Raw genomic sequence first — 23,008 nt, 5'->3', positions numbered from 1 at the left:
TTAATTGATTAGTTAGTATCACTTAATTGCTTAATAGTTATATCAACCTTTTCATTCTTCTTCAGTTTATCTGAAGTAATAATCACTTTCTTTGTCTGTCCCGGCAACAAGTCAAAGAAGTTGTCAGTAAATCTCGCACCCTGAACAGGAATCTCTATGAACACATCCCTGGCCAGCTGTCTGGCAGACAGAGTCACTTCATATTTTCCATCCATCGGCTTCACTTTATAGCGGATCTCGGTCTTCGGAAGCTCCTGATCTTTTGCGTGGTTAAAGTAATAAATTTCTTCGGATAAAACCTCACCTTTCTTATTTTTTAATGTCATTAGAAGAAAAGTATTTTGAGGACTTGTTGTCATACCTGCATAAGGTTCCTTATAATATAAGGTGGAAGCATTGGCCGGAACCTCGCCCTTGATACTCTTTTTAGTCAGAACCTTTCCATTAAAATCCATCACACGCAACAATAAAGTCACCTCTTTATCCGCTTCCAGTTTGTCCGACATAACATAAATATTCAAATCCTCCCCTTCCTTGACAGCATCTACCAATACCGGAGCAAAAGCTCTTTTTGCCTGATAATGCAACGCTTTCCAATTGCCATAATAATCAATGCTCGACCAGGAAACGACCGGCCAGCTGTCATTCAGCTGCCAATATAAAGTTCCCATACAATAGGGACGGTTACGACGATGGGCTTCCAAACCCTGGCGCACTCCTACCCCCTGCAAAACCAAACCCATATAAACCAACTGATCGAAATCTTCAGGCACTTTATAATACAGTCCCATAGTCTTCTTGATGAGGAAATTACCGATAGTGGCTTTTTGATGAGCATTCATCACCTCCGATTCCAATGCATAATCTTCCGGTGAGGCAAAAGTAGCAATCGTCTTCATTTCAGGAAATGCCTGAAAACCAAACTCACTCATAAAACGCGGAATTTCCGTATCCAGACTTTCAAACGGTTTCTGACCATACCAGATACCCCAATTATGGCTGTCGGCAATCTTCCAACTTTCGGGACGTCCCCAATTGGCCTCGTACGGAGAACCATGCATATAGAAACGGTCCGGATCAAGTTCAGCTACTTTACGAGGCAACAACTCACGGAAAAGTTTGTCATAGCCCTGCTTCATTCCTTCCATAATACCGGGATCAGTGTATTTCTTATCCCATCCCCAGTAGCGCATACCTTCATAAATTTCATTGTTTCCACACCACATAGCCAGACTGGCATGGTTCCGTAAACGCTTGATATTATATTCCGCCTCGGCCTCTACCCGTTTCATAAAAGCAGGATCGGACGGATAAGTAGTGCAGGCAAAAATAAAATCCTGCCAAACTAAAATTCCATTCTCGTCCGCCGCCTGGTAAAAAGCATCATCCTCATAAATTCCTCCACCCCATACACGAATCATATTCATATTGGCATCTTTCACATCCTTGAACAACTGGCGGTAACGTTCTTCAGTAATGTTAGGCAGCAAAGCATCATCCGGGATAAAATTCGCGCCTTTGGCAAACATAGGTTCACCATTGACTACAAAATAGAAGGATTCTCCCTGATCGTCTTTTTCTTTCACCACCTTTATTGTACGGAGTCCGATACGCTCTTTTTGAGAAGCTATCACTTTACCATCCACCTTTATTACGGCTTCAAAGTCATACAATGCAGGTTCCCCCCAACCATTAGGCATCCATAAATGAGGCTGCCGTATCTCTATGGGAAGAAGAATATGGTTTGTTCCCGGCTGCAATGTCACCTCTTTCTGTTCGGTTACCTTTTCACCCTCCTTATAAGAATAAGCAACGGTTACTTCCGCTTTCTGAGGAGTTGCAGAAACACTGTTTACAGTCAGGCGGTTTTCAACTTTCGCCAGATCTTTTGTTACCGAAGCCTGACGTACATAGTAATCATCAATGCGTGCCACATCATAGAAAGTCAGTGTCACAGGCCGCCAGATACCACTGGTTACCAAGCGGATTCCCCAATCCCAGCCATAACTGTAAGGCGCTTTACGGCTATAGATACTAACCCGCTTATCACTATGATCATTATCAGCAGGATAATCAAAACCATTGGTTTCCCATTGGGGTAAAGTTTGCTTGACAGGTGAATGAAACAGAATCTGCAAATGGTTTTCTCCCTTCCGCAACACCTCTTTTACCGGAAGAGTATAGCCGACAAACATATTGTCCGTACGTTCCAACAAAGAGCCGTTCAGGTAAATATCCGCATACGTATCCAACCCTTCCAAAATCAACAAGGCAGCATCCCGCGAGAGTTGCTCATCCGTCACATTAAAAGTAGTTTTATAGACCCAGTCCTCATTCTCCACCCACTGCACTTTTTGCTCATTCATCCCATAAAATGGATTGGGCAGCTTATTATGAGAAATCAAATCCTGATGTACCGTTCCGGGCACCGTAGCCGGCAACCATTCATTCCGGCCGACCTGGGCGAACTCCCATCCCTTATCAAGACTCAGACTCTCTGACTTCTTATACTCCTTTGCACTGAGCATCATCGGAAAGCATCCTAACATCATCAAAACTTTTAATGTTTTCTTCATCTTACCTATCTTTATTAATTTATATACTATTCAGCCCGGAATGTGGATGCAGGCAAACCGGCGCCATTTACCAGATTGGCACGGGTAAATGGCTGCCATCCGTAACGAACCGTTTCCGGCTCTTTCACCTTGTCACTCCATACTTTTATTTTACCGTTTTCAACAACAGCCTGTGCCGGATAAAATAATCCATCATCACCTGCCACTTCGAATGTACGAAGCGATTTCCCATCCGAAGTCGACAACTCCTCCGCATAATCAAAAGAAATATAAGCCGCACCTCCACTAAATACGACCGATTTATAAAGCGGTCCCGAAGGAATGACATTTTTATATCCGTATGTTTTATTCAAAGCCCATGCAGCCAACCGTTCACCGACTTCTCTTTTCTGTTTGGGGTGTACGTCCAATGAGTCTCCCCTATCTGAACTGACAGCCATACCGGTATGAGGAATCTCCGCCATCAAACGACGCTGGCTATCACGGAACCAAGTCCATGACGGACGGTCTATACTGGACAATTGGACAAAATAGAATGGAAGTTCCGCATCCCCCCAATTCTTGCGCCAACTTTCCACCAACAATCCGAACAACTTTTCATGAGCCTCCCGATTATGGGCATTGGACTCACCCTGATACCAAATAAAGCCTTTGACCGGAAACTGTTCCAAAGGACGGATACCCGATTCATACAAATAACAAGGCTCATAAGGATGGCGTTGCAATTTATTGGAAGACTGCTTTACATTCAAGGCAGCACGCCCACGCACCCAGTCTTGAATAAAATCATTCTGCATCCAATTACGTAAGATAGCCGGAAAACGATATTCCAATGTACTACGGTCTATCCATGCTTCAGTAGGAGATCCGCCAATGGCATTGCAAATCAGTCCTACAGGAACTTGCAAACTATCCTGCAATTTCTTTCCGAAATAGTAAGCCACCGCCGAGAAATTACCGGCTGTTTCAGGCGAACAAACTGTCCACCGTGTATCCTTATAATATTGCAGATGATTCAATGAATCGAGTACCGAAGCATCCCACTCCACCGCATCCGTACGCCAACGGGCTTTCATATCATAAAAACGGATATTGCTATTTGCAGCTTGAGGAACATCTTGTGCGGCAGTCGCACTCCAATTCAGATAAAACTCCATATTCGATTGTCCGGAACAGAGCCACACTTCTCCCGCCAACACATTTTCATAGACCAGTTTCCGTTTTTCTGTAGAAACAGTCAGCGTATATGGACCGCCCGCCTTCAATGGCCGGACATCCACCGCCCACTTTCCATCTGCTCCCGTCACAGCCTGAAGTTTCTGCCTGTCTATGGAAACAGTCACTTTCTCACCGGCATCCGCTTTTCCCTGAATAGTCAGCAGACGCCCATGCTGCAATACCATATTGTCCGTATAAATTTCCGGCATTTGCAAACCGCCAAAATCACCGGTTATGCCTTCATACACCGTTTTTGCCAGGACAGCCGCACCTTCCTTATCAGGATGGACAGCATCGGGTAACATAAAAGGATATGGATATAAAGGTGCATGAAAATCTATCAACTGTACTTGTGCGTATTTCGCTATCGTTTCTATAGCCAGCTGAATCTCATCATGCCAGTCGCGTGTGCCGGACTCAAACCGCGGATGACGGTCGGCAATCGGAGTCAGACGGGCAATCAAAATACGACATTCAGGATTCGCCACTCTGAACGAATCAATCAGTGCACGATAATCCGCTATAAAAAAATCACGGTAATTGGGCCAATCACGCGGATCTGTATCATTCACTCCTAAATGAATAACCACTACATCACCAGCAAAAGCCAATGCATCCTTAAACTCTTTCTGTTGCATAAAAGGCCGGTGTCCCTTGTTCAGCAACGTAGCTCCCGGCTTTCCAAAACGCTCCACCGTATACCCTTCACCCAGCATTTGCTGTAACCGGGCAGGATAGGACTCCTTATCAGGATCGGATACACCTATGCCATAGGTAATGCTATTACCTACACAAGCAACCTTCACCCGCTTCCGTGCAAATGAAACGGTACAAAGAAACAAACATAAAATCAGTATTAATGTCTTCTTCATTTCTGGTCAACATAAGGTTTTACAATATCACGCCACAGCAAGTATCCCTTTCCTAATAAATGTAATCCGTCATTAGTGTATACTGGATTCATCTTACCTGTCTCTTTCTCCACAAAATGACTATACAAATCAATATAGGCAACTCCTTCCTTTACCGCCAATGGTTCCAACAAATCATTAATTTGTTTTACCACCTGCCAGCGTGATGTATGCCCGTTAAACATACCGTAACAATCATTCACCGGCAATACACTTTGCAAATATAATTTTGTTTTTGGAGATTCTTGCTTTATTTTCCGAACAATCATACTTATTTCTGAAATAATTTTATCCGCAGACGTTCCCCGAGAAACATCATTGATACCGATCAATAAAAAAATCTTTGCCGGTTTTCCCTTTACAATCGGATCCAAACGGTCATATACCCCCATACAGATATCTCCACTGATACCTCTGTTCTTCACATTCTTATTTTGGAACAACTCAGCCCACTCGCAACCGTTGGTAATACTGTTCCCTAAAAAAATAATATCTTTTGAAGTAACCGGAAGTTCTTCAAACAAAGTCGCTCTCTGCTCATAAAAAGTAGAATACTTGCGTTCCTGAGCAAACTGGGGTAACGCTAATAATAATCCCAATAACAATAAGACAATACGTTTCATTTTATTTTTGTTTATCTGGTGAATAAATCAATCCCTCTACTGCCCTTTCTCCGTCAGGAGTCACAAAGACAGCAGTAAACATCCACTTCACAAGACGCGTCTCAGCCATCTTAAACTTGCCGATAGGCAACTTTAAGAAAACCTTGTTCCAACCTTTATTTAAATGCACCGCCAATGGCACTCTTCCTACGCAATTCTCATTTCCCAAAGGTACTTCATAACTTTTCACCTTATGCGTAGCAGTCCATACAGGAGGTAATATTTCACGATCATTAATCCAGATACGGCTTCCCTTATAATCCCATTTGTCAGGCAATGGCGCCAGATCCATCTCCGAACGGCTATAATTCTGAAACTCTGCCCATAACCCCACTTCCTGGTCTTTGGGCGAATACACCCAAGTATATGCATAAGCCGTGTGGTTTTCCTTAGGATCAGCATAAAAAGCAGGAACCATATCCCCCCAGACATGGCGTAAATAAATACCTGCCCCTATTGCCTGACGTACACCATACGTATTCCCGTTATAATGATAGATATCCTTTAACTCCTGTTCAGGCGGGAACACCTTATCCATATCTCCCCCATTAGGAAAAGCATCCGTAATATTCCATTTTACATTAGTCTGTTTTACATAGGCGAAAGGATATCCTTTAAACGTATGCTCCTTATGCCACAACATACGCTTTTCAAAATCAGCGAATTCTTTGAATGCTTCCGTGTCTTCGGGTGGAAGTATCGTACCCAGTCCGTCAAAATATTCCGTACCTCCCCCTCTCCAGGCACGCTCGGCAATAGCAAGCATATTGGGATACAAGCCATTTTCAATAACCAGATTCCACTCATTGTCAATCAAACGATCGTGCCACAAAGCCAATATAGTTCCCGCAATGTCCTCACTGCCTTCTGCCTGATCATAAATACGGCTGTTGTACAAAGCTACAATATCACCGAAAACATCAAAATGATTCAGATAATGAAATTTGGAATCGATAGCAGGAATACCCGGTTGCGCCTTTCCACGGTAACTCCACAAATGTGTCATGTCTATTTCCCCCGGTTTATAGTGCCAGCCCGGATTCCAGGATATTACTTTTTTCCCTTTTGAGCGTACATACGCCACTATTTCGGGTACAAAATGCGGATTGGTAAACTCCACCTCATCCGTACCTATATGTAAATAAGGCACATCAAATGTCTCACACACCTCATCCAGCAACAGTTTCAATATTTTCATCCCTTCCGGACTTTGCATATCATGGCGGAAAGCACGCACAAAGGCAGCACTATGCCCCGGCATATCTATCTCAGGAATCAACAACACCTGATGTTTCTTACAAAAATCCACCAAATCGCGTGCCTCTTCCAGCGTATAATATTTACCCGGCATACGGATGGTATTCACACTATCATTCAGCATAGGAAAGATTTTACTTTCCAATCTCCATGCCTGGTTTTCAGTAAGATGCCAATGAAATACATTAATCTTAAACCGAGATAAAATCTCGATCTCTCTTTTCAATTCTTCCATTGAAATATAACTGCGTCCCACATCCTGCATAAATCCGCGTATCCGGAATGCCGGCCAGTCTACAATCTCACATCCGGCAACAGAACTTCTCTTCCCTTTTTTCCGTTCCAATTGCCGAAGTGTCTGCATAGCCCAATACACTCCCTGTTCTGTTACAGCCTCTATCTTTATCCGCTTGTTTGAAACAGAAAGACGATAGGCTTCAGCCCCGTTTAGCCTGGCTTCCTCAATAGACGGAACCAGTTCCACTTCAATCACCGATGACGAGTGTTCAACAATCTCACCACCTGCATTCATGATAAAAACTTCCCACTCCGGCCTCAACACCGGAGTAGAAAGTTTCACCTTTCCCATAGTAAAGTTCTTCCCCGTATCCTTATACAACTGAGGTTTAGGAAGTAACGAGATACTGGTTTGTGCTATAGTTACAGCACAAACCAGTATCATACCAATAAAACTAGAAAATCTGCGTTTCATTATTTATTTGGTCTTAATAATATCTTTCAGCTTTATCGCTTGGAAAGTCATGTGGGCCACACTGCTTTCATATAAAATTCCTACTGTTTCCTTGTCAATCATAGTCAAGCAGCTGTATCCCCAACCCCAACCGGCATCCAGCAGCAATTGATTCTCGGGCAACCAAGTCACCCCACCATCCAGACTTGCTTTGATGGTAATGCTATGACGGTTCTTGGCATCATTCGGATTAGAGAACAAAAGGATGTCTTTACCCAATACATTCTCTTTAGCTTTAACACTAATCAAACTGGCCATACAAACCGGTTCCTGTAAGGCTGTACGTGAAGACTCATGTTCTTTCCATGTTTTACCTAAATCTGTAGTTGTAGAAACGGCACGACTGCCACCACGATTATCACGCATATTCAGCATCAGCACTCCCGGTTCCACTTCCGCTACCTGAGATTCAGTTGTATTAGTGCGTGCCAATGTACTGATATTCCAGGTTTTTCCATGATCCTTACTGTATATAATACCGGCATTAGGAATACGGTCATTGCCAATATACTGGCTGGCAAAGACCAATGTTCCATCTTCCATAGAGATACCTCTACCGGGACCTTGCAGCAAGAAATACCATGACGGATCTTTCACCTGTTCTGTTATATTCATAGGCTCCGACCAGGTCTTACCATCATCATCACTTTTCACCATCATTAATTGTGCTGTATGATTACGGTCCATGCCTGTTTGTGAATTCCACCACGCACGCCCATTTCCCATACCATGTGTCCAGGCAGCGACAATCCAGATAGTTCCTGTCTTCTTATCAACCAAAATGGCCGGATCGCCTACTCCATTCTGTGCTTTAGGCAACCCATCATATTCACCAAATGCCATCGGAATGCGCATTTTCTCCCAAGTCTGACCTCCGTCCGTACTTCTGCTCAGACCTATTTCCACATACTCCTGTAAATCCGCACTATTATTATAGCGTACATCATATACCCCCAACAAGGTTCCTTTATTTGAAGTGGCCAATCCGGGAATACGATAGGCAGCAGCCCCGTCGTCACCGGCATGACGCACGCCGATCCCCATATAATGGGTATCCGCCTTACGGGCTATCTTCAAAGGAGCAACCTGTCCGTCAATCTTAGCTTCCACCACTTCTGCCGACACTTTGGACAAGATAGAAGCAACAGGCTTCATTTGCAGGCTAATCCAAAAATAATTCACTCCCGGAAACAATTTTTGGTCAGCTTTCAATACAACCTCACGCTTCGGGGCCTTCACTTCCGACTTCAAAACGGAATAAGAAGTATTGGCAGCCAATGTTTTTCCCGGAGTATTATTAGATATATAATCTACCGGAGCAAAATAAGTCTTTCCCCTCCTCTCCACGCTTTCAGTTCCACCATAATACAGTTTCACAGATTCAATTTCATTCAAATTCACGTCTTTGCCGAAGTCCAACTTCACTTCATTCAGCATCTGACTTTGAGTAGCCTCTATACGTAAATGAAACAACTCATTATCCTGCCTTTCAATCAACACAGGAATCCGGGTTTCGCGGACAACAACCGTATCTGCCGCCGCACTCAACTTGAAGGGTGCTAATATAAAAACAACAATTAGCAGTAATAAGCTAGGGTTTCTCATAATATTTATAATTTTACGGGTGTAAAAATAAAAGTTTTTATTGAAATTAGAAAATAAAAAGACGGTTTCTTTATTAATTTCATAAAGAACACCGTCTTTTTATGCAATTAAAGATTCTTATCCGACAAAAATTTAATAACCAACCGTTTGTTTCAACAATGGATTATTAGTAAGAGCTCCTTGGTTGATAGGCCAAAGCAGACGGGCAGGCTCCGCCGGAGTATAGTCAAGCACGTACGAATCGCCAAAACGCCTCAAGTCATACCATCGTTTACCTTCCAGCATAAATTCAAACAAACGTTCCTGCAAGACAGCATCCGCCGGACGCTTATCGACTTCCTGATTGGGAAACCCCACTGTTGAAGCATCATACGCATCACCAAACGCACGCCGGCGCACCCGGTTTATCTCTGTAGCTGGATCCTCACCCAAAAGCACTTTCGCCTCAGCCAGCATCAATAGCAAATCCGAATATCTATAAATAGGATAATCATCACATCTCACCCGTGTACTCCCATTCATAACTCCCCAATACTTATGCGGATACACCCCTACCAATTCCAACTTGCCATTTTCCACCTTATTATATACATCTTTCAATGTAACGTCACGACGGGTGTCTCCCGGCAGAAACTTCTTGAAGTTTTCCAATTTCACCATCAGGCGCATGATACCGAAATTATTCTCGACCGACGTATTTATCAAAGTACCATCCGCATTATAGAATTTCCCTAAATAATCAGCCTGTGGAAACAAATCATTATTTCCATTCCACAGATTGTATTCAAACAATTCATTATGAATGGTAAAGATAATCTCTTTATTACCTTTATTATCATAAGCAAACACTCCCTGATAAGTATCCATCAAGTCCAGATTGCTACGGCTGATATTATTCTGTATGTCAACCAACGCATTCTTTGCTGTCCGGGCATCTCCTTCTCCCCCGTCACGATGGGCACTCCACAGATATACATCCGCTTTCAGCATCAATGTGGCAGCCTTTGACCACAGCGATTTTTTTTCCTTTATGGTATAATCGGATCCAAAATAACTTAATGAAGATTCTATATCTTTTTTTACCTGCTCAAAGATTTCGGCAGCCGGAGTCGCCGCCTTTGCCAGTTTACCCACTTCAAAACCCAGGCTAGGCTCTTCCGTAAACACGACATCTCCCCATGAACGATATAGCTGATACATATAGTAAGCACGCAATCCATACACCTGTCCCAAATAATAATTCCTGGCACTTTCAGTCAGCACATCCGTATGAAGAGTTCTGCTGATAAACAAGTTCATCTGGTTGATATTCTGATACAAATCACCAAACCCGCTGATTCCGGGATTCTCCGCATTCAATGTATTATAAGGAAAACGTTCCATCCCCTGGGTAGCTTCTCCACCGAAAGGAATTCCCCCAAAGACATCACTTCTTGCCTCACCCAACAAAAACATATTCCACGAATGGCTCCTGAAGCGACTATGCAGTCCAAAAACAAATGAATCAAACTGTTCCGGAGTTTTCCAGTAATTCAAGTCAGTGATATCGCTCACCGGGTCCATATCCAACGAAGTACATCCACCGGCCAACATAGCCGATGCGGCAAAAGCCAATATTATCTTTTTTATGTTCATACCTTTTCTTTTTTACACATTAAAATGACAATTGTAAACCAAACAGAACGGTTCTTGGTGTAGGATAGCGTCCATTGTCTATACCGCCACGACCATTTGCCTGAATATCCATAACCGGTTCCGGAGAAGTTCCATCATATCCGGTAATATAGAATAAATTCTGCCCCGTAACATACACGGACGCATCGGTCAAGAACACCTTATTTATAAGATTCTTCGGGAATTTATAACTCAAGGTTACCTCACGCAGACACAAATAATCCCCCTTTTCATAGAAAGTAGAGTTATTATTGTTCAGATTCGTTGTACCATTATTGGAACGGGTAATGTTCTTTTTCGCATTCTGGTCGGCCCAATAGAATTTAGGAATACTAGTTTCCGTATTGTTTTCAGACCACGAATTTCTGACATCCGTAATCAAATTGAACGACCCGTTATACTGCCCCAAGATTCTTGCTTTCAAATCATTGTAAATGGTATGACCCACCGCATAGTCAAAACGACCATACAAAGACCAGTTTTTATAGTTCAGCGTGGTAGAAAAACCACCGGTCCATTTCGGATAAATATTACCCACCACCTGACGGTCGTATGAATTTATAACATTATCCCCATTCTTGTCATCCCACAGTACATCTCCCGGCTCAATGGGTTTCCATCCCGGTTTACCCGCATATTCGGCAGCCTTATTCGGCCCATACAGGTTGGCAACCTCATCCACAAAATCACCGGCATGATTTCTCACATCATCCCAGTCACGCAAGATACGCACTTGTTTATAAGCAATGATATCACCCAAGCTTTTTCCTTCTTGAATGCCGCCTACCCAAACCAACGAGTTGGATTTTGGATCCCATACCTGCTCACCCCCCTGACGGTTGTTTACATTCCCGTTAAAAGGCAGCTTCTTCACCATATTCTTCACAAATGAAGTATTAGCGGTGACATCCCACGACCAGTCCTTCCTTGTCAGCAGATTCACCTTGGCTTCCAGTTCGAAACCACGGTTGCTGATAGTACCCAGATTCGTTTTGAACGAGGGAAATCCTGTATATTCCGGCAAATTCACATCAGTCAGCAAATCGGAAGTCGTGCGGTCATAGTAGTCCATAATCATATGAATACGATTATTGAAAAAGCCCAAGTCAAGCCCCAGTTCAAACGTATGGCTCTTTTCCCAACGCAATTTACTATTGACCACCCCTGTATTCAAATAACCCAGGTTACCATTATAAGCACCTACCGAACCATATTTACCATATACATCAAAATTACCGATACCGTTTACATTACCGTTCAACCCATAACTGATACGCGGTTTAATCAAGGATACTACTTCCGCAAACTTTGAATCTTTAAAGAAAGCTTCCTCATGCACATTCCAACCGGCAGATATACCCGGAAAAAATCCCCAACGATTGTCGGACAATTTGGAAATACCGTCATAACGGGCTACCAAGGACACCATATAACGATAATTATAATCATAGTTAACACGGGCGAAACCGGAAAGAATGCGATATCCGGTTTTGACAGAAGTAGTATAAGTACGGTTAGTGCCCGCATTTAAAGTAGGTATATCATCTGTAGGAGCACCGGAAACACGCGCTTCCAGGTTCTGATACTGATAATCAAAATACTCACCACCTGCCATGGCATTGATATTATGTCCGCTAAAACCTTTTTTATATTCCAGAGTCAATGCATGCTGTTGTTGAAAAACTTTTGTATTTGTTTGAGAAGCATTACGATTGGTATTGGAAGCTTGTCCTATCTGTTGATATTTCTTTTCAAACAGTTCAAACTGACTATCTGTATAATACATAGAACTGTTTCCATTCAGGAACAATTGCTGCGGAAGGATTTCCAAAGCAAAACCGATATTAAACGAAGTCTTACGGTTCGTTGTAGAACGAGTCAGTTTATCTTTCCAATAATAAGGATTACCATCCTGATTACTCCATCCGGCAGCAGGACTTCCATCCTCATTCCACGGATTCCAAGTGGGAAACATACTCATGGTACGATAGAACAACTCATACTCTCCCGTTTCTCCGTTCCAAGGGCTTTTCAAGTCGTAAGTCCATAAATCGGGCATCTTGGACCATGAAAAACTACCGCCGGCATTCACTGTCAAAACGGGCAACAACTTGTATGAACCGTTGATAGTCCCGTTCACACGCTGATAATTGGTAGAAATTATCTGACCGTCTTCCGAATAATACCCTAAAGATGAGGAAAATGTTCCTTTGTCATTACCTCCCGACAAATTCAGATAATGATCTTGTGTAAACGCGGCATTGCGGAAAGTCAGATCATGCAGCTCACCGGCATGGTTTCTAAAAATCAAAGTTTTATCAGGATCCACAGGATCCGCCATAGACCGCCATCCTTCATTCAGCAAATGTTTGTTTGCATCTGTCATAAAGGCCAGATCCACTCCGGAGTTAACCCCAAAACCTTTCTGGTTCTCCATACTTGTACCGCCATTGGTACGCTGCCAACCTAAACGTTGATAATACAAATAGTCACCGGCATCCAAATACTTATACCCTTCACGTGCAAAGTTCACACCCCCTTTGAACTTATAAGTAATTTGTGTCCTGCCTTCCACCCCCTTCTTGGTTGTCACCAGAATTACGCCGTTATTGGCACGGGCACCATAAATAGCTGTGGAAGCCGCATCTTTCAGCACCTGTATGGATTCAATATCTGAAGGATTGATATCATCCATAGAACGCACAAGGCCATCCACCACGACCAACGGCCCTTCCAGATTCTTGTTTATGGAAGCACCACCACGCAAAACGATATTGGGCGAACTACCCGGTTTACCCGAAGTATTTGTCACACGCAATCCGCTGACAGTTCCCTGCAAGGATTGGGCCGCATTACTCATAGCTGCATTTTGTAATACTTTATCATCCAACTTTGAAATAGAGTTCGTCATCAACGAACGTTTCTGACTCATTCCATAACCGGTCACCACGACCTCATCCAGCATTTCTGCATCTTCTTTTAAAATAACCTTGTAGGTGTTTGGCACTCCCACTACAATTTGTTGTGTTTTGTAACCTATATAACTCACATCCAGTTTTGCCCCCACAGGCACTTGGATAGTAAAGTTACCGTCTACATCAGTTATTGTACCATTTGTTGTCCCCACCTCCAGGACACTCGCTCCGATAACAGGTTCACCGGTGGCATCTACCACTACCCCTGTTATCGTTTTTGTTTGCGCCATCATGTTTATTGCAAAACAGAGGCATACGATAAAAAAGAGAGCTTTCTTCATGAATCTCAGATTTGGTTGATAAATTAATGTTTAAATAAAAAAGTTTAATTAAGTGTTAGTTTTAAAACCCCTTAAAAAGAAAATAATTTTAAAATCAACAGCGAATATATGCACATATATTTAGTATATACAAGAAACAAAAGGAACTATATTCTTTATTAGTCTTTGTTTTTTAGAATAAACTAAATATTAAGGCATATTTTAAAAAGTTACATAAGGGAATAACTCAAAAAAGGAAAAAAGGTTCATACGGAGAAGATATAACAAGAAAAAACCTCCTTGCAATTCTTTGCAAAGAGGTTACTGAATTGTACACCCGATGAGAATCGAACTCATATCGTCGGAACCGGAATCCGGTATTCTATCCATTGAACTACGGGTGCGTCTGAAACTTGGACGTGCAAAAGTACAAAATATATTGTCTTTATCCTAATAATTTGGGATATTTATCTATCAAAATAATATTTTGCTCATTAATTTAAGCATAAAACAATCAATTTGATTATATTTTCGGCTAAACATATAACAATATCACAAATAATTTCTATATTTGCAAGCAATTAAAACAACTAGATCTATTTTACAATGAGTTACCTAATTAAACCAGCTAACTATAAAGCCTTGCTTGATTTAAAACAAACAGAGTTAGGCATTAAGCAAATAAAAGAGTTCTTTCAACAGAACCTGTCGTCAGAATTACGTCTGCGCCGTGTCACCGCCCCGCTATTTGTATTGAAGGGAATGGGTATCAATGATGACTTGAGCGGAACCGAACGGGCGGTATCTTTCCCTATCAAAGACTTGGGAGACGCACAGGCCGAAGTTGTCCATTCACTGGCAAAATGGAAAAGGCTGACTTTGGCCGATTACAATATAGAGCCGGGTTATGGTATCTATACAGACATGAACGCCATCCGGGCTGACGAGGAATTAGGTAATCTCCACTCGCTATATGTAGACCAGTGGGACTGGGAGCGTGTAATTACCAAAGAACAACGCACGGTTGATTTCCTGAAACAAATAGTAACCCGTATTTATGCAGCCATGCGCCGCACAGAATATATGGTATGTGAAATGTACCCGCAGATCAAACCCTTCCTGCCACATGACATTCATTTCATCCACTCGGAAGAGCTTTGCCAAATGTATCCCGACAAGAGTCCGAAAGAACGTGAACATGCCATCTCACAAAAATACGGTGCGGTATTTATTATAGGTATAGGCTGCAAACTGAGTGACGGTAAAGAACATGACTTGCGCGCACCTGACTATGACGACTATACCACAATCAACCCGGAAACCGGACTTCCCGGTCTGAATGGCGACCTGTTAGTTTGGGACAAAGTACTGGACCGTTCCGTCGAACTTTCCTCTATGGGTATCCGTGTAGACAAAGAAGCGCTGCTCCGCCAACTGACACTCAGCGGACAGGAAAAACGTAAAGAACTGTATTTCCACAAACGCCTGCTAAATGAAACTCTTCCTTTGTGTATCGGCGGTGGTATAGGACAATCACGACTCTGTATGCTTTATTTACAGAAAGCCCACATAGGTGAAATCCAAGCCAGTATATGGCCCGAAGAGATGAGAAAAGAATGCGCTCAACTGGGTATGCAACTTATTTGATTATAATCTATCAGCAATGAAAGAAGAGGATGACGTAAAAAGAAAGCTCTCAGGTTTTCTCTTTCATCATCCTCTTTTTCTATCCGCCACACTTTATTTCTTGAAAATAAATACTTTGCACTGATAAGCCCCCAATTCCACATTCATTCCTTGCGGAAACTTTCCTAACTCTTTGTGCAACCATACATCACGAATCCCGGTATTCGTGGTAACTCCGGGAATGGTCTTGTCATTAAGGTGCACTGTCACAGGCTCGTCAAAACGGTTCAGACACATCACTGCCACCGAACCGTCGCTCAGCGGTTTAGCCCAGACATCGTATTTATCATGACGGATAACCCTCTCTGCCTGTCTGCCCAGCACATCCTGATTGATGGCTATGATTTCAGGGTTAGTCAGAGTTTCTAAAGTAACCGACGTCATATCGCGGACATCATTCCCGCTCAATAAAGGAGAAGCCATCATACACCACAAACTCATGTGCGAACGATACTGTTCATCGGAGCAGCCACTCTTTGCATCAGCAATAGACATACTTTTTCCTGAAATTCCCACGATCAGCATGTCCGGATCATTCCAACCGCCGGGACCTGCATAGTTATCCAATTTCCCATTTATATCCGTTATTTCCATGACACCCCAACCCGGACCCGTGACAGCATTAGACCAATGGTCGCCGATATCTCCTGTAGTCCTCCAATAATGCCCGCCTACGGATTTGGCCCACTTCCACGGTTCACGTTGTCCCCATTCACAAATGCTGAAAACAATGGAACGGCCTGTAGCACGCAGCGCCTTCCCCATCACCGTGTAACGTTCCATTGCATCCTGCCTCCCGTCCGGTGCATTGCAATAGTCATATTTCAACAAGTCCACTCCCCACGAAGCAAAATCATTGGCATCTGTCACCTCATGACCATAACTGCCGCATACTCCCCCGCAAGTTTTATCTGCCGCATCGGAATATATGCCAAGTTTAAATCCCCGTTCGTGCAGATAATCCGCAATCGGTTTTATGCCATCGGGAAACTTCTCTTTATCCACTTGCATATGTCCATCCGCTCCCCGTTCTGCCAATTGCCAGAAATCATCTATATTAATATAGGCATATCCCAAATCGCGCATACCATTGGCCACCATCGCGTCGGCCACTTCTTTTATCAGTTCTCCGGTGAGATGCCTTCCAAAGGTATTCCAGCTACTCCAGCCCATAGGAGGGGTTAAAGCCAGTGCATCACCGATGTTTATAAGCAATTCCTTCTCGTCTTTACCCGATTTATTTTCAGCAACCAGCTTTACTTTATAAACACCTTTCCGAGATACCTGCCCCTTTATGATCCCTGTCTTCTCATCCAGCACTAGCCCTTGGGGTAGTCCGTCGGCCTTCCATTGCATAGGACGTTCTCCTAAAGTGGGAATATAAAACAAGAAAGGTGTAGAAGGATAATTACCTATAATAGAAGGAGGATTGATTTGAGGTGCGCCCTCAAACAAGCGAGGATTTGCTCCGTTTGCCACCGCTTGAAAGGTTCCCAGAACCAGTACAAGCACCCAAACGAATATTGTGAGAGTAAAACTTCTTTTCATCATCATCTTGATTTATAAAATTAATAGGTTAAATCGGTCCGTAAAAATACATATTTATAAGAAAAAGCGAAGAAGGTGCCGCTTTTCCTCACGGCACAACGGCACCTCCAGTTAATCAATCACGATAATCCTAATACCTATTCAGCTATGTTAAAATCTCATTTTATAAAATCCTGTATCTTGATAGTCCATTCTCTTTTATCACCATTGGCGGCAGTAATAAGATAACGGAAATCCTTTGCCGAGAAATCTTGCACCTCCCCTAAAGTCGGAGCAGCATTCAAAGGTTTCAGACGTGCGGCCGTAGACATATCAATATAACATACAATATTACTCAATGAAACTTCATTCCGAATCTGCTCTGTAAAGACAGCATTAGTTCCGGGAACCGTAATCTTGCACGTAACTGTATTGTTTTCTTCATCTATTGTCTTGGCAAGTGTCAGAGTTTGAACTCGCAATTGTTTTGCAGCGTCGTCATACCAACGGTATTCAAAATAGATATTGGTAATCTTAGCCTCATCGTAAGTCGGCAGGTCATCCAATCCGGATTTCAAGCACGAAGAGGCTGATACCAACAGTACCAATAGCATCGCTATATTTATAATTTTCTTCATATCTGCAATATTTTGTTTTAAATTCCACTTATATTTAAAAAACGTTTTTGCCGGATTACCATTCCGGATTCTGATCCAGACTGGAGTTGACATCTCTTTCCGACTGCGGCACCGGGAATAAATAACGCCTGGAAGTAAAGGCATGATTATTATCCGAAATATTAGAAGGTAAATCAATGATTTCAAACGACTTGCCATCCTCTGCTATTTCCATACATGCATTTTGGTGTGTATTCAGCTCCTTCACAATTTCCAGTCCGTCGGCCTTACCCCAACGAAGCAAAGACCAGTAGCGGTCATTTTCGTGCAGCAGTTCGATGCGGCGTTCCCGTTTATATTCTTTCCACGCCTCTTCGGCTGACAATCCGGAAGGTAATTCAGGCAAACCGCCATGAACAGTACGGGTCTTATTGATATATTCAATAGCGGCATTCACTTTGTTCTGACGCAACATGACCTCGGCATAATTCAGATAAGAACGTCCCAACCTCAAAAGTACGTAGTGATAAGAAGTAGGTTCGCTGTTCAACAACCTTACAGCCTCGTACACTCCTTTGCGATACACATATCCTGAAATAGGAGTTCCCCATATCTCGGCAGCTTTCGATGCCCAGTTCAGGTTACCCTTTTTCCTCATTGTGATGGTATTCTTAAAATAGTTGGAAGAATCCTGGGCAATGGAAGCATAAAAACGGTTGTCCCTATTCTTATAAATCGCATTGGACACATATCCCCCTTTTGCTAAAAAGTTCTGATAATAAGACGTTTCATCCCATTCTTTTGCCTTGCCGTCTTCATCCACTACCAAATACTGGTTTACCAAATCAACGGAAGGGAAAGACTTGGGCCAGCCTGCCAGCTCTTCAACCAGCAAGGGGAGCGATCCTTCCTTATTCTTATTGTTATCGTTGTTGGGAACCAGATCCTGCATCCACGTATTCTGGAAAATGGTATTATCCGAGCTCTTCCACTGGGCAAGTATAATCTCTTTCGAGTTCTGTGAATGGTCGAAGTCATTGAACATATTCTTGTAATCGGTGTCCAATGAATAGACATTCAGCGCAAACAAATCCTCACTGGCCTGCCGGGCTATCTCGTAATATTCACTTTGTCCGCTTTCAATGTAAGCTGCACCGTGCAATGCAGCTTCGGCCAGCAAAGCATAAGCAGCGCCTTTGGTCGGCATACCTGTGGGTTCACTGGCTCTCAATCCGGAAGCAGCGTCTTTCAAGTCCTGCAAAATAAAGTCATACGTATCTTTAATGGTGGCCGTCCTGCCATACTGAGTCATGTCCTCGTCTTTGTCCACCAACTCCTTGACCAACATCAGTTTGCCGAAAAAACGTGCGCGAGAAAAATAAGTCATTGCCCTAAAGAATTTAGCCTGGGCTATAAAGTTGGCGCGTTCGCCTTCCGTAAAAGGCGCATCGGCCATTTTGGCTATCACCAGATTGCAGCGGCGGATGTTTTCATAAACATTCCATCCGGCATCATAATATCTGTCTTTCAAATCCTTATTGATGGCCGTGGCCTCCCCATCATCCAGAATGATGTCATTGTCTGTCCAACGGTCATTCTGTATCAACTTGTCGGTAGATATCCTGAGTGTAGTGTAGAGGAAAGCCTGCGTTAAATCCGTGCTTTTCCATACATCATTCTCCGAATAGCTGTCTAGCGGACCTTTGTCCAATACATCATTACAAGAAAAGGTTGCGGCAGCTAAAAGAACGACTGCCAGTATATTTTTGAGTTTCTTCATTGTTTATTCCTCCTTTACTTTAAAAACCGATTGTTGCACCAATTGAATAAACGCGCTGTACAGGATAACCGTTAGCACTTGTATCGGATGTTTCCGGGTCGAAATAATCATTCACGCCGGAGATAGTGAACAAGTTGCTGCCTGCCAGATTAATGCGGAGCGTGGATATCCAATCGCATTTCTTCAATAATTTATATTTCAAGTCATAACTTAAAGAAAGATTCTTCAAGCGCAAGAACTGGGCGTTTTTATACCAAAAAGTAGACGCAGCCTGGTTGTTGCTTCCATTGACATTGGCAGAAGTCGAGACACGCGGGAAATCGGCATCTGTGTTATCGGGACGCCAATAGTTCAGTTGTTCTTTATAATACAGGTATTTGGCTTCACCCTTTTTCAAGCGGTCGCCCAATCCCAGATAGCGTTTACCCGTTCCGTAAATCAATCCGGAAAGCGTAAATCCTTCATAATTGAAGGAGAAATCCACACCGAAGGTGAAATGAGGACTGGTAGGCATACCTATGCGTACCTGGTCTTCTCCGTCTATTTTTCCGTCACCGTTTACGTCCGTATAGGCGATGTCGCCCAGCCGGGTGTCCGCAGAAGAAGTACGCCGGGGGTACATTACAATCTGCTGAGGAGTCTGATACAAGCCCCTGTCATAATAGGCGATACCGAAATAGTCCGTCTGATGGGTCTGGCGCTTCCAAGGGTTCTTCAGGCTGGTTTCGCCTTCATCCGCTTTTACCTTCCACAAATTGTTATAATAAGTCATGTTCAAGCCCACTTCGTAAGTAAACTTACGGGCAGTAGTATCTCTCCAGCGGAATGAAAACTCAAAACCTTCGCGGCGTTGTTCGCTATCCGATTTTATCTGCGGAAGTTTCTTGCCTAACGGAGTGGTATAACGGTCGCCCGGACTCATCAAACCACCTTTGGTTACATAATAAAAATAATCCAGCGAACCTGTAAAGCGTTGCTTGAACAACGAGAAGTCAAGACCGTAATTCAAGGAATTGACAGTGTACCAGCTCAACAGTTCCGGAGCGACCAAAGCCCCTTCGTTAAAGCCCGACACCAAGGCGCCTCCTACCACAGCACCCGTTGTATCCATGGAATAAGTAGAAAGATAGCCGAAACGGTTCACGCCCGCTTCCGTACCCGTTTGTCCATAAGAAGCACGGAACTTCAACAAGTTGACAAACTTCAAATCCAGGTTTTTAAAGAACGGTTCTTCGCTAAGCGCCCAAGCTACTGCACCCGAAGGGAAAAAGCCCCAACGGTGTCCCGGTGCAAAATTATCAGAGCCATCATAGCGGAAGCTGCCTTCAATGATATAACGGTTCTCATAATCGTACTTCAAACGACCTACAAAACCCATTCTTCCTCCTTCACTGGAGTTACCGGAGTTCAGCTGGCCTTCTTGCGAACCTGCAAACAACTGGTCAACAACTGCCGACATATATTCCTTACGAGAAGCCCAGAACTCGGAGCCGTCACTTTCCGAAACTGTAAAGACAGCTTTGGCGTCTATGGTGTGCTTCTCGGCAAAAGTCTTCATATAGGCTGCACTCAGCTCAAAGTTATAGATTGATCCCCAATAACCTTTTTCCGTCAAAGATGGTTTGGCAATGGGGTACAACGAACCGTCGGCATTGTATTGGGGAGCCTTTGTTGAAAAGTTCTTCACATGCGAGTCGTTTGCCCTGTAATTGAACATGGTACCCAAAGTCAAGTCTTTCAGCCAAGGCAAGGTCCAGTCGGCTACCAATTGTACATTGATATACTTTCCGTCGTTCTTGTCATAGCCCGAGCGTTTGTCGGTCAATACCAACGGATGGTCCGTCAGCGCCCTGTAAGTACCGTCTTCATTATAAGCCGGCTGCAAGGGAGACACATCGGCCAGCAATTCCCAGATACGTCCGGCACTGGTGGACGGATATTCTTTATTCTCAATGGCGCCATTGATATTGACACCCACTTTCAATCCTATCTCATCAAACGTGGTATTGATGTTGCTACGGAGATTATAGCGGTTGTAATTCAATGCATTGGAACGATACAAGCTCCCCTGGTCGAAAGCGCCCAATGACACATAATAATTCACCCGCTGGCTGGTTCCGCTCAACGAGAGGGAATGCTTGTACTGCGGGGCAAAATTCTTCAAAGCCAAGTCCTGCCAATCGGTGTCAGCCAGATTGTAGGGATCAGTTTGGTTGAGAATAGCCTGCAACTGCTTATCATCAAAGGTGGGAGAAAGGAAATCATTTTCGCGCACCAAATTCTGATGTACCGCGTAATCATAAGCACGAGTCTTTTCCATCATCATGGTGGGCTGGCTGAATTCCGCATTAAATGAATAAGTTACGGCTATTTTGCCTTTGCCGCCCTGCTTGGTCTTCACCATTATAATACCGTTGGCAGCGCGCGATCCGTATACGGCCAAAGATGCCGCATCCTTCAATATGGACATGCTCTCAATATCTACCGGATTCAAAGTATTGAAATCCCAAGAGTCAGAAATCACACCATCTATTACATAAATAGGAGCTCCACCTCCACGGATAGAAATGGACGGAACCGATCCCGGTTCTCCTCCGGACTGCTGGACGATGACACCGCTGGCACGTCCTTGCAAAGAACTGACCACGTCATTGAACGGCAAGTCCTGCAACTTCTCGCCTTTCACCGCCGTAACCGATGAAGCCATCTTACGGGTAGAAGTCGTACCGTAACCAATCACCACAACCTCATCAATCAGCTCACTGTCATCTTTCAATACAATTTTAAAGTCTTTTTTTCCATCTACAGGGATAACTTGGGTTTTGTACCCGATAAAAGAAATTACAAGATTGGCTTTACTCGGGACATCCTGCAGCGTAAAGAGCCCCTCAAAATCTGTAATTGTCCCATTGGTAGTTCCCTCTACCAACACGTTTGCCCCAATTACAGGTTCTGCACTGCTGTCCACAACAAGACCTTTCACTGTGAAATTTTGTGCTACCATTGTCGATCCAAGTAATAGCAACGCCAAGGACAATATCTGCCTCAACGAACAAGGAACAGGCACATTTTTTTTCATGCTTTTCTCCATTAAAATTAGACATTAGGTTAAATAATATTTTTAATAATTTTAAATACACAGATGTTAATTAGCTAAGTTCTTTGAGAACTTAGCCACGCCTTTAAAAGCCTATTCAAGAGCATGAAGAACCCGTTTCGGCCCTATTTGTGATACCTGTTTTCTACCAGAAAGCGCAAAACAAGAAGAAATTAATAAATTGGAATAAAAGCTATATTAGGCTAATATTCAGCAATATAAACCTATTTTATTAAATATACCTTTAATAAAAAGCCTCATTCATAAGAAAAATACTTTCGGATTTAACAATGAAAATTGAAAATAATCTCTATATTTGTTCCCAGATAGAGCAGATTTATTATTTAATTCTCAAAGAACTTAGTCATTACACATGCCCACCTACTCAAACCGCTGAAAATAAAAAGCATAC

Annotated in this window: 12 protein-coding genes and 1 tRNA gene; 1 reads left to right on the top strand and 12 read right to left on the bottom strand. The window is 43.2% G+C overall.

Features of this window, described 5'->3' with window-relative positions:
- Positions 1-8: 8 nt before the first annotated feature.
- The 8 genes from RE317_RS06840 to RE317_RS06805 all read right to left on the bottom strand — a co-directional run bounded on the left by RE317_RS06840 (position 9) and on the right by RE317_RS06805 (position 14,293).
- Complete coding sequence (locus RE317_RS06840) at positions 9-2,576, bottom strand: glycoside hydrolase family 2 protein (protein ID WP_012056032.1); 2,568 nt, start codon at positions 2,574-2,576, stop codon at positions 9-11.
- A gap of 26 nt (positions 2,577-2,602) precedes the next feature.
- On the bottom strand, positions 2,603-4,666 hold the full coding sequence (locus tag RE317_RS06835) for a GDSL-type esterase/lipase family protein (protein WP_012056033.1): 2,064 nt from the start codon (positions 4,664-4,666) through the stop codon (positions 2,603-2,605).
- Positions 4,663-5,328 (bottom strand): SGNH/GDSL hydrolase family protein, encoded by a 666-nt coding sequence (locus RE317_RS06830; RefSeq protein WP_012056034.1) that lies wholly within the window; start codon positions 5,326-5,328, stop codon positions 4,663-4,665. The genes RE317_RS06835 and RE317_RS06830 overlap by 4 nt, the downstream gene beginning before the upstream one ends.
- A gap of 1 nt (position 5,329) precedes the next feature.
- Positions 5,330-7,336: a family 20 glycosylhydrolase gene (locus RE317_RS06825; RefSeq protein ID WP_117696075.1), complete on the bottom strand. Its 2,007-nt coding sequence runs from the start codon at positions 7,334-7,336 to the stop codon at positions 5,330-5,332.
- A 3-nt stretch (positions 7,337-7,339) separates the two neighbouring features.
- Positions 7,340-8,980 (bottom strand): sialidase family protein, encoded by a 1,641-nt coding sequence (locus RE317_RS06820; protein WP_005851277.1) that lies wholly within the window; start codon positions 8,978-8,980, stop codon positions 7,340-7,342.
- 132 nt (positions 8,981-9,112) lie between these two features.
- Complete coding sequence (gene nanU, locus RE317_RS06815) at positions 9,113-10,615, bottom strand: SusD family outer membrane lipoprotein NanU (protein ID WP_005840429.1); 1,503 nt, start codon at positions 10,613-10,615, stop codon at positions 9,113-9,115.
- Between the two features lie 19 nt (positions 10,616-10,634).
- Positions 10,635-13,910: a TonB-dependent receptor gene (locus tag RE317_RS06810; protein WP_057279482.1), complete on the bottom strand. Its 3,276-nt coding sequence runs from the start codon at positions 13,908-13,910 to the stop codon at positions 10,635-10,637.
- A gap of 311 nt (positions 13,911-14,221) precedes the next feature.
- Positions 14,222-14,293, bottom strand: a tRNA-Arg gene (locus tag RE317_RS06805).
- Between the two features lie 202 nt (positions 14,294-14,495).
- Between RE317_RS06805 and asnA the strand changes: the two genes are divergently transcribed.
- Positions 14,496-15,536, top strand: coding sequence for an aspartate--ammonia ligase (gene asnA, locus RE317_RS06800; RefSeq protein ID WP_005851270.1), 1,041 nt, complete (start codon positions 14,496-14,498; stop codon positions 15,534-15,536).
- 93 nt (positions 15,537-15,629) lie between these two features.
- Here the strand turns inward: asnA and RE317_RS06795 are convergent, their stop codons facing one another.
- The 4 genes from RE317_RS06795 to RE317_RS06780 form a co-directional block, all read right to left on the bottom strand.
- A complete protein-coding gene (locus tag RE317_RS06795; RefSeq protein WP_008782178.1) occupies positions 15,630-17,129 on the bottom strand; it encodes a putative Ig domain-containing protein in 1,500 nt (499 codons plus the stop codon).
- A 152-nt stretch (positions 17,130-17,281) separates the two neighbouring features.
- The gene (locus RE317_RS06790) at positions 17,282-17,740 is read right to left on the bottom strand and encodes a DUF5018-related domain-containing protein (RefSeq protein ID WP_008671490.1); all 459 of its coding nucleotides are present in this window, start codon (positions 17,738-17,740) and stop codon (positions 17,282-17,284) included.
- Between the two features lie 55 nt (positions 17,741-17,795).
- Entirely contained in the window at positions 17,796-19,499 is a 1,704-nt protein-coding gene (locus RE317_RS06785) for a RagB/SusD family nutrient uptake outer membrane protein (protein WP_008671493.1), read from the bottom strand.
- Positions 19,500-19,518: 19 nt separating this feature from the next.
- Entirely contained in the window at positions 19,519-22,590 is a 3,072-nt protein-coding gene (locus RE317_RS06780) for a TonB-dependent receptor (protein WP_008671496.1), read from the bottom strand.
- Between the last annotated feature and the right edge of the window lie 418 nt (positions 22,591-23,008).

This window comes from Phocaeicola sp. GP0067, assembly GCF_031119655.1.
GTDB classification, from domain to species: domain Bacteria; phylum Bacteroidota; class Bacteroidia; order Bacteroidales; family Bacteroidaceae; genus Phocaeicola; species Phocaeicola vulgatus.
The sequence above is the reverse complement of the archived record's forward strand: the minus strand, read 5'-3'. Positions and strand labels throughout refer to the sequence as shown.